This is a genomic window from Brevundimonas sp. (assembly GCF_018608325.1).
GTDB lineage: Bacteria > Pseudomonadota > Alphaproteobacteria > Caulobacterales > Caulobacteraceae > Brevundimonas.
The window spans coordinates 1-11224 of sequence record NZ_JABAZW010000027.1; the positions used below are offsets into that span (position 1 = coordinate 1).

Annotated in this window: 12 protein-coding genes and 1 pseudogene; 11 read left to right on the forward strand and 2 right to left on the reverse strand. The window is 66.8% G+C overall.

Going from position 1 to position 11224, the window contains the following annotated elements:
* Positions 1 to 177: LysR family transcriptional regulator (locus QZ281_RS02655; RefSeq protein ID WP_292224432.1), on the reverse strand; the 177-nt coding region annotated here is incomplete at its 3' end.
* 125 nt (positions 178 to 302) lie between these two features.
* On the opposite strand from QZ281_RS02655, the pseudogene QZ281_RS02660 reads away from it, so the two are divergent.
* The 5 genes and pseudogenes from QZ281_RS02660 (at position 303) to mmsB (ending at position 5484) form a co-directional block, all read left to right on the forward strand.
* Positions 303 to 1798 (forward strand): annotated as a pseudogene (locus tag QZ281_RS02660) (CoA-acylating methylmalonate-semialdehyde dehydrogenase).
* Positions 1799 to 1968: 170 nt separating this feature from the next.
* Positions 1969 to 3108, forward strand: coding sequence for an isobutyryl-CoA dehydrogenase (locus QZ281_RS02665; RefSeq protein WP_292224405.1), 1140 nt, complete (start codon positions 1969 to 1971; stop codon positions 3106 to 3108).
* Positions 3105 to 3515 carry a hypothetical protein gene (locus QZ281_RS02670; RefSeq protein WP_292224408.1) on the forward strand — a complete coding sequence of 137 codons (411 nt, stop codon included), beginning with the start codon at positions 3105 to 3107 and terminating at the stop codon, positions 3513 to 3515. Before QZ281_RS02665 ends, QZ281_RS02670 begins: the two co-directional genes overlap by 4 nt.
* Positions 3512 to 4561 carry an enoyl-CoA hydratase/isomerase family protein gene (locus QZ281_RS02675; RefSeq protein ID WP_292224411.1) on the forward strand — a complete coding sequence of 350 codons (1050 nt, stop codon included), beginning with the start codon at positions 3512 to 3514 and terminating at the stop codon, positions 4559 to 4561. The genes QZ281_RS02670 and QZ281_RS02675 overlap by 4 nt, the downstream gene beginning before the upstream one ends.
* Positions 4562 to 4590: 29 nt before the next feature.
* Positions 4591 to 5484 carry a 3-hydroxyisobutyrate dehydrogenase gene (gene mmsB / locus QZ281_RS02680; protein WP_292224413.1) on the forward strand — a complete coding sequence of 298 codons (894 nt, stop codon included), beginning with the start codon at positions 4591 to 4593 and terminating at the stop codon, positions 5482 to 5484.
* Positions 5485 to 5561: 77 nt separating this feature from the next.
* Here mmsB and QZ281_RS02685 read toward each other — a convergent pair whose 3' ends face one another.
* Complete coding sequence (locus QZ281_RS02685) at positions 5562 to 5948, reverse strand: hypothetical protein (RefSeq protein ID WP_292224417.1); 387 nt, start codon at positions 5946 to 5948, stop codon at positions 5562 to 5564.
* Positions 5949 to 6175: 227 nt separating this feature from the next.
* On the opposite strand from QZ281_RS02685, the gene QZ281_RS02690 reads away from it, so the two are divergent.
* From QZ281_RS02690 to ccsA, 6 genes are all read left to right on the forward strand, one after another.
* A complete protein-coding gene (locus QZ281_RS02690; protein WP_292224420.1) occupies positions 6176 to 6520 on the forward strand; it encodes a hypothetical protein in 345 nt (114 codons plus the stop codon).
* Positions 6520 to 7200, forward strand: a complete 681-nt coding sequence (locus QZ281_RS02695) for a response regulator transcription factor (protein ID WP_201100062.1) — start codon at positions 6520 to 6522, stop codon at positions 7198 to 7200. The genes QZ281_RS02690 and QZ281_RS02695 overlap by 1 nt, the downstream gene beginning before the upstream one ends.
* The gene (locus tag QZ281_RS02700) at positions 7197 to 8642 is read left to right on the forward strand and encodes a sensor histidine kinase (protein WP_292224424.1); all 1446 of its coding nucleotides are present in this window, start codon (positions 7197 to 7199) and stop codon (positions 8640 to 8642) included. The genes QZ281_RS02695 and QZ281_RS02700 overlap by 4 nt, the downstream gene beginning before the upstream one ends.
* Before the next feature lie 71 nt (positions 8643 to 8713).
* Positions 8714 to 9535 carry a c-type cytochrome biogenesis protein CcmI gene (gene ccmI, locus QZ281_RS02705; protein ID WP_292224426.1) on the forward strand — a complete coding sequence of 274 codons (822 nt, stop codon included), beginning with the start codon at positions 8714 to 8716 and terminating at the stop codon, positions 9533 to 9535.
* Positions 9536 to 9605: 70 nt separating this feature from the next.
* Complete coding sequence (gene ccmE, locus QZ281_RS02710) at positions 9606 to 10103, forward strand: cytochrome c maturation protein CcmE (protein WP_292224428.1); 498 nt, start codon at positions 9606 to 9608, stop codon at positions 10101 to 10103.
* On the forward strand, positions 10100 to 11224 hold a 1125-nt coding region (gene ccsA, locus QZ281_RS02715; RefSeq protein ID WP_292224430.1), incomplete at its 3' end, for a cytochrome c biogenesis protein CcsA. The genes ccmE and ccsA, both read left to right, overlap by 4 nt.

An 11224-nucleotide genomic window follows, 5' to 3' on the forward strand; every position in this document is an offset into this window, starting at 1 on the left:
GGTCAGTTGCAGGCCGGACGCCGAGCGCACGATCAGGGTCGCCTTCAGTGTCGTCTCCAGCCGCGAGACCCGCGGCCCGACCGTCGCCGCATCGACGCCCAGACGCTGGGCCGCGCGGCTGAGCGATCCGGCGCGGGCGGCCTCAACGAAGATGTGGGCGTCTTCCCAGTCGAACATGGTGATGCATCTGTGCGTAAGTGTGATTGCATATTTGCATTACGCCGTCCGCGCCGGGGTTGCTATGTCCTTGGGCAAGGGACTTCAGAGCCCATTGGGAAGAACGTTAGAAAAGGAAGATCGCCATGCGCGACATTCGCCATTTCATCGACGGTGCGGCGTTCGAGGGCGCTTCGGGCCGGTTCGGCGACGTCTTCAACCCCAATACCGGCGAGGTGCAGGCCCGCGTGCAGCTGGCCACGACCTCTGAGGTCGACCGCGCCGTGCAGTCGGCCCAGAACGCCTTCGAAGGCTGGGCCAGCACCAACCCGCAGCGCCGCGCCCGCGTCATGTTCGAGTTCAAGCGTCTGGTCGAGGCGAACATGAACGAACTGGCCGAGATGCTGTCCAGCGAGCACGGCAAGGTCATCGCCGACTCCAAGGGCGACATCCAGCGCGGGCTGGAGGTGATCGAGTTCGCCTGCGGCATCCCCCATGCGCTGAAGGGCGAATACACCTGGGGCGCAGGACCGGGGATCGACGTCTATTCGATGCGTCAGCCGCTGGGCGTGGTGGCGGGCATCACCCCGTTCAACTTCCCGGCCATGATCCCGATGTGGATGTTCGGCGTGGCCATCGCGGTGGGCAACACCTTCGTGCTGAAGCCGTCGGAACGCGATCCGTCGGTGCCGGTGCGTCTGGCGGAGCTGATGCTGGAGGCGGGTGCGCCGAACGGCGTGCTGAACGTGATCCACGGCGACAAGACAGCGGTGGACGCCATCCTGACCCATCCGCTGGTCCACGCCGTCAGCTTCGTGGGTTCGTCCGACATCGCCCACTATGTCTATCAGACCGGCGCGGCCAACCATAAGCGGGTCCAGGCCATGGGCGGCGCCAAGAACCACGGCATCGTCCTGCCTGACGCCGACATGGATCAGGTCATCAAGGATCTGGCGGGTGCGGCCTTTGGTTCGGCCGGTGAACGCTGCATGGCCCTGCCGGTCGTGGTCCCGGTCGGCAAGAAAACCGCCGACACCCTGCGCGAACGGATGGTCGCCGAGATCGAGACCCTGAAGGTCGGTGTCTCCACCGACGCCGCCGCCCACTACGGCCCCGTCGTCACCGCCCAGCACAAGGCCCGCGTCGAGGGCTGGATCGCCAAGGGCGTCGAGGAAGGCGCCGAACTGGTGGTGGATGGCCGCGGCTTCAGCCTGCAGGGTCACGAGAAGGGCTATTTCGTCGGCCCGTCGCTGTTCGACCATGTAAAGCCGACGATGGAATCCTATCGCGAGGAGATCTTCGGCCCGGTCCTTCAGATCGTGCGCGCCGAAAGCTTCGAGGAGGCGCTGAGCCTGCCCAGCCAGCACCAGTACGGCAACGGCGTGGCCATCTTCACCCAGAACGGCCGAGCGACTGCGCCGCCCGCGTCAATGTCGGCATGGTCGGCATCAATGTGCCGATCCCGGTGCCGGTCGCCTATCACACCTTCGGCGGGTGGAAGCGCTCGGCCTTCGGCGACATCAACCAGCACGGCATGGAAGGCCTGCGGTTCTGGACCAAGACCAAGACCATCACCGCCCGTTGGCCGGACAGTGAGCTGGAGCACGCGGATTCGTCCTTCGTCATTCCGACGATGGGCTGATCCCAACGCCAGCATTCCCCCCATTCGTCATCCTCGGGCCTGTCCCGAGACCCAAGGCGGAGGGGCTCGGGCGCCAACGGTTCGCGGTATTGTGCGGACGTCGAGAGGCGAATTTGCCGAACAATGGGTCCTCGGGACAGGCCCGAGGATGACGGAGTGAAAGAACGGGAATGGACTTCGCCCTTAACGACGATCAGCGCGCCATTCAGGACGCGGCCCGGGCCTTCGCCGACGCCGAACTGGCGCCCCACTCGGCCCGCTGGGACGAGGACAAGCATTTCCCCGTCGATGTGATGAAACAGGCGGCCGAAATGGGCTTCTGCGGCATCTATACGGGTGAGGAACACGGCGGCATCGCGCTGGGTCGGGTCGAGGCGGCGCTGATCTTCGAGGAGCTGTCGCGCGGCGACGTGGCGACGGCGGCCTTCATCTCGATCCACAATATGGCGACGTGGATGATCGACCGGTTCGGATCGGATGATCTGCGCGGACGTTTCGTCAGCGATCTGGTCGGCATGGAGAAGATCGCCTCCTACTGCCTGACCGAGCCGGGCTCTGGATCGGACGCGGCGGCGCTGCGCACCACGGCGGTGCGGGACGGCGACCATTATGTGCTGAACGGGTCCAAGGCCTTCATCTCGGGCGCCGGGACGTCGGACGTCTATGTCGTCATGGTCCGCACGGGCGGCGAAGGGCCCAAGGGCGTCAGCGCCATCGTGGTCGAGGCCGGGACGCCCGGCCTGTCGTTCGGCGCGCAGGAAAAGAAGATGGGCTGGAACGCCCAGCCGACCGCCATCGTCCAGTTCGACGACTGCCGCGTGCCGGTCGCCAATCTGCTGGGCGAAGAGGGGGCGGGCTTCAAATACGCCATGGCTGGTCTGGATGGTGGGCGGCTGAACATCGCCGCCTGTTCGCTGGGCGGGGCGCGTCTGGCGCTGGAGACGGCGCAGGCCTATGTCGCCACCCGCAAACAGTTCGGCAAGCCGTTGGCTGAGTTTCAGGCGCTGCAGTTCCGTTTGGCGGACATGGCGACGGACCTGGAGGCGGCGCGTCTGATGGTGCTGCGCGGCGCCTGGGCCATCGACAACGACCACCCGGAAAAGACCAAATGGTGCGCCATGGCCAAGCGCCTGGCCACCGACGCCTGTTTCCAGATCGCCGACGAGGCCCTGCAGCTTCACGGCGGATACGGCTATCTGAAGGACTATCCGCTGGAACGGATCGTGCGCGACCTGCGGGTCCACCGCATCCTTGAAGGCACGAACGAGATCATGCGCGTGATCATCGCGCGGGAGATGGGGCGGGGATGATGACGCTGATTGCCCTGCTGGCGGCGGCCCAGGTCGGGAACGAGCCTCAATGGATCACGGGCCGAATTCAGGACAGAGACCCGGTCGCCTCCTTCCTAACCTGGGATTTTTCGTCGGTGATCCTGCGCGCCACATGCAGAAACCGTGAGGTCATCATCGACTATTATGGTGACGACGTCGTGCCGAGGGATGCGCCGAAAACCACGCTTTTTGTCGATGGCGCCGCCTTTGAAATGCGCCGGACAGATGTTGCGCAATACCTCATGGACGCAACCGGGATCGCCGCTTTGCAGCGCGGCATGGCGGTGGAATTCGATGCGCCCAACGAGATGGACGAGCCTTGGTATCTTGGCGAGGCGCGTCCGTTGAAGACACTGGCGGCGATCTGTTCAGGAAACGGCAAATGACCGAACCCGAAATCCTCACCCGTATCGAGAACGGCGTCGGTCGCATCATGCTGAACCGGCCCAAGGCGATCCATGCGCTGAACCGGGCGATGTGCGAGGCGATGATCGAGGCCCTGCTGGCGTGGCGTGATGATGCGGCGGTGCGGTCGGTGCTGATCGACCATGCGGGCGAGCGCGGCTTCTGTGCAGGCGGCGACATCCGCATGATCGCGGATTCCGGCGCGGGCGACGGCGTGGACGCCAGGGCCTTCTTCCTGATCGAGTATCGGCTGAACGACCTGATGTTCGGATACCCCAAGCCGATCACGGCCATTGTCGACGGCATCGTCATGGGCGGCGGGGTCGGGATTTCGGAACCGGCGGATGTCCGCATCGCGACTGAGCGCACCACCTACGCCATGCCGGAGACGGGCATCGGCCTCTATCCCGAGGTCGGGGGCGGCTGGTTCCTGTCGCGCCTGCCGGGACAGACCGGCGTCTGGATCGGCCTGACCGGCGCGCGGCTGAAGGCGGCGGATACGGTGGCGCTGGGCATCCATACGCATTTCGTGCCGTCTGAGGGCGTCGAGGCGCTGAAGGCTGATTTGTCGGCTGAGGCGGCTGATCCGGCAGCCGTCGCGGCCCGTCATGCGGGGGACGCAGGGCCTGCGCCCCTGCTTCCGCGTCGTGAAGCCATCGACCGGCTGTTCGCCTTTGATACGGTCGAGGACATCTTCGCCGCCCTTGAGGCCAACGGATCGGACTGGGCGCTGGGTCAGCTGGCCATCCTGAAGACCAAGTCGCCGACCTCGCTGAAGGTCACCCTGCGCCATATCCGCGAGGGGGCGAAGGCCGCGTCGTTCAGCGACAACATGGCCGTCGAATACGCCGTCAGCGGCCGGATCGGCGCCACCCACGACTTCCAGGAAGGCGTGCGGGCCGTGATCGTGGACAAGGACAATGCGCCGAAATGGTCCCCGGCGGACCTGTCGGGCGTGACGCCACAGACCCTGGACGCGCTGTTCGCGCCCCTGGCCGACAACGAAAAATGGACGCCGCTGGCCTGACCTCGGCGCCGACAAAAGGGAGAGAGACCATGACCAAGATCGCCTTCATCGGCCTGGGCAATATGGGCGGCGGCATGGCGGCCAATCAGGCCAAGGCGGGCCATGCGGTTGCGGCCTTCGACCTGTCGCCCAGCGCGCTGGAGCGGGCCGCGTCTCAGGGCTGCACGCCCGTCGGATCGGTCGCCGAAGCGGTCAGGGACGCCGATGTGGTCATCACCATGCTGCCCGCCGGTCCGCATGTGTTGAGCGTCTATTCCGAGCAGATCATCGGCGTGGCCCCGGCCAGCGCCCTGCTGCTGGATTGTTCGACCATCGACGTCGAGACGGCGCGCAAGGTCGCGGGGCTGGCGAAATCGGCGAGCTATGCCTTTGCCGACGCGCCGGTGTCGGGCGGCACGGCGGCGGCGGATGCCTGGACGCTGGCCTTCATGGTCGGCAGCGACGAAGGCGACTTCGCCCGCATCGAGGCGGCGCTGGAACCGATGAGCCGCATCACCATCCGTGCGGGCGATCATGGTGCCGGACAGGCGGCCAAGATCTGCAACAATATGCTGCTGGGCATTTCGATGCTGGGCACATGCGAGGCGATCGCTCTGGCTGAGAAGCTGGGTCTGGACCCGGAGCGGTTCTTTGAAATCGCGTCCAAGTCCTCGGGTCAATGCTGGAGCGTCAGCAGCTATTACCCCTGGCCCGGTCCGGTGCCGACCGCCCCGTCCAATCGCGATTATCAGGGCGGGTTCGCCACGGCCATGATGCTGAAGGACCTGAAGCTGGCGCAGGACGCGGCGGCCAAGTCGGGCGCCACGACGCCGCTGGGCGCGCAGGCCGAGGCCCTGTACGCCCTGTTTGACGGCATGGGCCACGGCGGGCGTGACTTCTCGGCCATGCTGCAGCTTCTGCGCGGCCAGGCAGGCGAACTGTAATCAAGAGAAGGGCGCGATCCGTTCGGACCGCGCCCTGTTCAACCTCCCGTGACAGGGAGAACCGGGAGGCTGAAAGCTTAACCCCTGCGCGGGGCGCTGTAGGCGTAGCGGTCGTAGCGGACCTGGGCTGACAGACGGTCATAGCGGCGGTCCAGATCGGCGCGCTGCCAGGACGACAGTCCGCCGCGACGATAATCAACCTCCAGCCGCTTCAGCGCATTGAACTCGCCACGCAGTCGGTAGGCTTCGCGATTGCTGATCTGACCCGAGCGAACGGCGCGGTCGATGCGGCGGTCCAGTTCGGCTTGCCGTGCGCCGATCGATTGCCAGTAGCCATAGCTGACTTGATGAGCAGGGGCGTAGTTGGGGGCGCGGCTGGGGCCATGACCATAGGACTGGGCGGCGGCGGGCATGGCGACCGCAGCAGCGGCCAGAGCAAGGGCAGGAATGACGAAGTTCCGCATGACAGTCTCCTTGAGCGTCGGGCCGGTCGGGGTGACCAGCGATGACCAGAGATGACCATGCAGCGGCTGATCCCGACCTGAACGGCGGCGCTCAGGGACGGTTCATCTAGATGAGAAATCGGCAAGGTTGTGCGCCGATCCGCAGTGGCGATGCTGGCGTTGCCTGTGCGATGACCTATACAAGTCATTCAGCACCCGTTCAGAAGATCAGGATTAGACAGGCGATCATGTTTAGCAAAGCCGCCAGTCTTATCGTCGCCGTCGCGACCCTGGCCTTCGCCCCTGTCCTGACGACAGAGGCGGTCGCCCAGTCCCGCGACCAACGTCAACAGCAGTCGGAGGACGACCGCCGCGCCCCCCCGCGCGTCAGTCCTGACGAGGCGCGCCGCAGCGCTGGTCAGTACGGCCGCCCCATCGACACCCAACCGCGCCGCGACGGCAACTACAGCGTTCTGGTCGAACGTGACGGCCGCGTGCGTGACGTGGTGGTCGACGGGCAGACCGGACGCCCGCGTCAGGGCGACAACAATAACTCGAACAACAACAACGACCCGCGTCGCAGGCCGAACTAATGCGTATTCTGCTGGTTGAAGACGACGTCGACCTGTCGCGTCAGTTGAAGAACGCGCTGGCCGACGCCGGCTATGCGGTGGATCACGCGGCGGATGGCGAAGAAGCCCACTATCTGGGCGACACCGAGCCGTATGACGTCATCGTGCTGGACCTGGGCCTGCCGCGCATCGACGGGGTGTCTGTGCTGGAGCGCTGGCGCCGGGACGGCAAGACCACGCCGGTCCTGATCCTGACGGCGCGCGGCGCATGGTCGGACAAGGTGTCGGGCTTTGACGCCGGGGCCGACGATTATCTGACCAAGCCCTTCCACACCGAAGAGCTTCTGGCGCGTCTGCGGGCGCTGCTGCGCCGTTCGGCGGGCATCGCCTCGGCGACCCTGTCGTGCGGCGGGCTGCGGCTTGATCCCCGCGCCGCACGGGCCAGCGTCAATGGCGAGCCTCTGCGCCTGACCAGTCTGGAATACCGTCTGCTGCATTACATGATGATGCATCAGGGCCGGGTCATCAGCCGCACCGAACTGGTCGAGCACCTGTACGATCAGGACTTCGACCGGGATTCCAACACCATCGAGGTCTTCATTGGCCGCGTCCGCAAGAAGGTCGGTTCTGACCGGATCGAGACCGTGCGCGGGCTGGGCTATCGCCTGACGCCTCTGGCGGGCGAGACCGAAGCGGCGTGAACCAGACGGCGCCTGTCCGGTCGAGCGGTTATGACTGGGGGCGTCTGTTCGGGCGGCCCGGCCAGTCGCTGACGCGCAGGCTGATCTGGCTGGCCTCGACGTGGATTCTGCTGGCGCTGGTGATCGCGGCCCTGGCCCTGACCCATGCCTTTCAGGAATCGGCCCTGCGCCGACTGGGGGCCATGCTGAACGAGACGATCGACGAGATCGTTGTCGCCGCCAGCCGCACCCCGCCGGGTGAGCGGGTCGAACAGATTCAGGATGCCCGGACCCTGCGTCTGCTGTCGGGCAAATACTGGCAGATTCTGGAGGTTCAGCCCGACGGTCGACTGACGCCGCTGGCGCGTTCGACCTCGCTCTGGAACTATAATCTGAACCTGCCCGCCGACCTGCCGCAACGGCTTGAGCTTGGGCTCGGCGACGTCATCACCTTCAACACCGACGGGCCAAAGGACGAGCCGAAGAAGCCTGAGCCTTTACGGGTCGCGGCGTCGATGAAGACCATTCCCCGCCATGATCGACCCATCATCTTTCTGGCCGCGCTGGATCGGTCCGAGGTCGATGCCGACACACGCCAGTTCGCCACCCTGACGTGGATCGCGCTTCTGGTCATGGGCGCGGGGCTGGTGTCGGCGGTCTTTATCCAGGTGCGGTTCGGCCTGCGTCCTCTGTTTGACCTGCGCAACGAGATCGCCGCCGTACGCAAGGGGCGCGCGGCCCGGATCGTTCACGACTATCCGCTGGAAATTCAGCCCCTGGCCGAACAGGTCAACCGCCTTCTGGACCATAATCAGGAGGTCGTGGACCGCCAGCGCACCCATGTCGGCAATCTGGCCCACGCGCTGAAGACGCCGATCTCGGTCATGCTGGCCGAGGCCGGAAATGAGGAGGGCGCGCTGCCAGAACTGGTGCGCCGCCAGACCAAGGTCATGCAGGGTCAGGTCGACCACCATCTGCGTCGGGCGCGGGCGGCGGCGCGGGCGGCGCACGGTCTGGGCGAAAAGACCCCGGTGCCCGAGGTTCTGGACGAACTGGCGGTCATGATCGAACAGGTCTTCCGCTCCAAGGATGTCGAGATCGACTGGCGCGCGCCGGACGAACTGGCCTTTCTGGGCGAACGTCAGGATCTGCAGGAAATCCTGGGCAATCTGATCGAGAACGCCGCCAAATTCAGCCGTCGCCGCGTGCGAGTGTCGGCCGGGGCCAGCGGTCTGGGACAGATGGTGGTGGTGGTCGAGGACGATGGCCCCGGTCTTCCGGCCGATCAGCGCGATGAGGTCATGAAGCGGGGATCCCGCCTGGATGAAAGCGCGCCGGGGTCCGGTCTGGGCCTGTCCATCGTCGACGACCTGACGCGGGCGTACGGCGGGCGGCTGACCCTGAACGACAGTGACATGGGCGGTCTGAAAGCGGTGTTGGAGCTGCCTGCCGCCGAGACCTGATCCGCGCTTGATCGAAGCAGGGCTGCAACTGCCGCTCGCCCGTCGCAGCCTGATGGGTTAGACGGCCAAGCATGATCGCCTTCTGGATGATGACGGGACTGGCTGCGGCCCTTGCGGGGCTGCTTGTGCTGGCTGGCGCGCGGCGGGGCGCGGATGCGGCGGTCGAGGCCGAGAGCGATGCGGGGACTCGCGAACTGAATGAGCTGGACCGGCTGAAGGCGCGGGGCCTGCTGGACCATGCAGCCCATGCGGCGGCGCGGGCGGAGGCCGGGCGCAGGCTGTTGGCGCAGGGGACCGCGGCGCCGCGACCTGTCGCGGGATCAGGGGATCGGCTGTGGGTGCTGGGCGGCATCGCCGCCGCCGTGGCGGGCGCGCTGGTCCTCTATGTCGCGACGGGTTCGCCCGGTCTGCCGGACCAGGCCTATGAAACCCGGGTCGACGCCTGGTCCATGCAGTTGGATACGCTGGAGCCCGCGCAACTGGCCGCCGTGACCGCGCGGGTGGTCAAGGAACGGCCCGGTGACAGACAGGCGCTGGCCATGCTGGGCGCGGCCCGGTTCGCCGCCGAAGATCCGCTGGGCGCCGCCTCGGCCTTCCGCCGCTTGATCGAACTGGACCCCAAGGACGCGCAGGCTTGGGCGCGGCTGGGCGAAAGTCTGGTGCGGGCCAATGACGGCAAGGTCGGCGGCGACGCCGAGGCGGCCTTCATTCAGGCCGTGAAACTGGACCCTGAGCAACTGGGCGCGCGGTTCTTTCTGGGCGAGGCGGCCTTGAGCCGGGGCGACGGCGCAGCGGTGCGGGTCATGTGGGCGCCCCTGATCGCCGCCCTTGAACCGACCGATCCGCGCCGGATCGATCTGGAGCGGCGGATGCCGAACGAGAGGGCGCAATGACACGTTGGTTGGCTGAGTTCACGCCGGTATATGCGATGCGTCTGTCCTCCGTTTGCGGATCGTCTGTCGCATGAGCTGGCTGCCCAAATCACCGAAGGCGCGTCGCCGCCTGTGGGTCGTCGCCGCCGTGACGCCGATCCTGGCCCTGGCCGTGGGCCTGTCGCTGTGGGCCATGCAGGACAGCGTGACCTTCTTCTATTCCCCATCAGAGGCCACGGCGGACAAGGCGCCGGAAGGCCGCAACATCCGTCTGGGCGGTCTGGTCGAGGCGGGCAGCGTGCACAAGTCTGGCGACGGGGTGGTCGTCTTCGCCGTCACAGATAACGCCGCCACGACCCGCGTGGTCTATCATGGCGACCTGCCGGACCTGTTCCGCGAGGGGCAGGGGATCGTGGCGCAAGGGGCCTTCACCGCCGACCGCACCTTCCACGCCAGTCAGGTTCTGGCCAAGCACGACGAGAATTACATGCCGCGCGAGGTCGCCGACCGCCTGAAGGAAAAGGGCGAATGGCGGCCTGACGGCGCGCCGTCGCAGGGCGAAATCCGTCAGGGAGCCTCGTCCCTGTGATCGCCGAATTCGGGGCCTTCGCCCTTGCGCTAGCTCTGGCGCTTTCCCTGTTGCAGACGGCCTTGTCGACGGCGGCGCGCGTGCGGCGCAGTCCCGTTCTGGCGGGCGCAGGTCAGGCGGCGGCGCTGGCGGCGGCGGGCGCGGTGGCGCTGGCCTTCGCGGCCCTGATTTACGCCTTTGCCGTGTCGGACTTCTCGGTCTCGAACGTCGCGGCCAACAGCCACACCGACAAGCCGATGCTGTACAAGGTGGCGGGCGCCTGGGGCAGCCATGAAGGCTCGCTTCTGCTGTGGTGTCTGGTCCTGACCGTCTTCGGCGGGGCCTTGGCGCGGGCGCGCGGCCTGCCGTTCGGATTGAAGGCCTCGGCCGTGGCGGTGCAGGGCGCGCTGGGTTCGCTGTTTCTGGCCTTCGCCGTCTTCACCTCCAGCCCCTTCACCCGTCTGGACCCTGCACCGGTTCAGGGCGCGTCGCTGAATCCGCTGCTGCAGGACCCGGCCCTGGCGGTGCATCCGCCGCTGCTGTACGCGGGCTATGTCGGGTTTTCGGTCTGTTTCTCACTGGCGGTCGCGGCCCTGATCGAGGGGCGGGCGCAGACGGCCTTCTGGCCCGCATGGGGACGCTGGGTTCGGCCCTGGGCGCTGGCCAGTTGGGCCTTTCTGACGGTCGGCATCACTCTGGGATCGTTCTGGGCCTATTATGAACTGGGCTGGGGCGGTTGGTGGTTCTGGGACCCGGTGGAGAACGCCTCCTTCATGCCGTGGCTGGCGGGCGCGGCCCTGTTGCACAGCGCGGTGGTGACCGAGCGGCGCGGGGCGCTGGCGGGTTGGACCGTGTTCCTGGCCCTGCTGGCCTTCACCTTCTCCATGCTGGGCGCCTTCCTGGTGCGGTCGGGCGTCCTGACCAGTGTTCACGCCTTCGCCGTCGATCCCCAGCGGGGGATGATGCTGCTGGCCATACTGGGGATCGCTTCAGGCGCGGCCTTCGTCCTGTTCGCCTGGCGGGCGCCGCAGCTGAAGGGCGGCGGCCTGTTCGCGCCGGTCAGCCGCGAGGGCGCGCTGGTGTTGAACAATCTTTTCCTGACGGCGGCGGCGGCGACGGTGCTGCTGGGCACCCTGTATCCG

Coding starts and splice junctions, on each gene's coding strand:
- ccmI (WP_292224426.1), top strand. CDS start 8,714: ATGATCGCCTTCTGGATGATGACGGGACTGGCTGCGGCCCTTGCGGGG.
- QZ281_RS02690 (WP_292224420.1), top strand. CDS start 6,176: ATGTTTAGCAAAGCCGCCAGTCTTATCGTCGCCGTCGCGACCCTGGCC.
- QZ281_RS02685 (WP_292224417.1), bottom strand. CDS start 5,948: ATGCGGAACTTCGTCATTCCTGCCCTTGCTCTGGCCGCTGCTGCGGTC.
- QZ281_RS02665 (WP_292224405.1), top strand. CDS start 1,969: ATGGACTTCGCCCTTAACGACGATCAGCGCGCCATTCAGGACGCGGCC.
- QZ281_RS02670 (WP_292224408.1), top strand. CDS start 3,105: ATGATGACGCTGATTGCCCTGCTGGCGGCGGCCCAGGTCGGGAACGAG.
- mmsB (WP_292224413.1), top strand. CDS start 4,591: ATGACCAAGATCGCCTTCATCGGCCTGGGCAATATGGGCGGCGGCATG.
- QZ281_RS02675 (WP_292224411.1), top strand. CDS start 3,512: ATGACCGAACCCGAAATCCTCACCCGTATCGAGAACGGCGTCGGTCGC.
- ccmE (WP_292224428.1), top strand. CDS start 9,606: ATGAGCTGGCTGCCCAAATCACCGAAGGCGCGTCGCCGCCTGTGGGTC.
- QZ281_RS02695 (WP_201100062.1), top strand. CDS start 6,520: ATGCGTATTCTGCTGGTTGAAGACGACGTCGACCTGTCGCGTCAGTTG.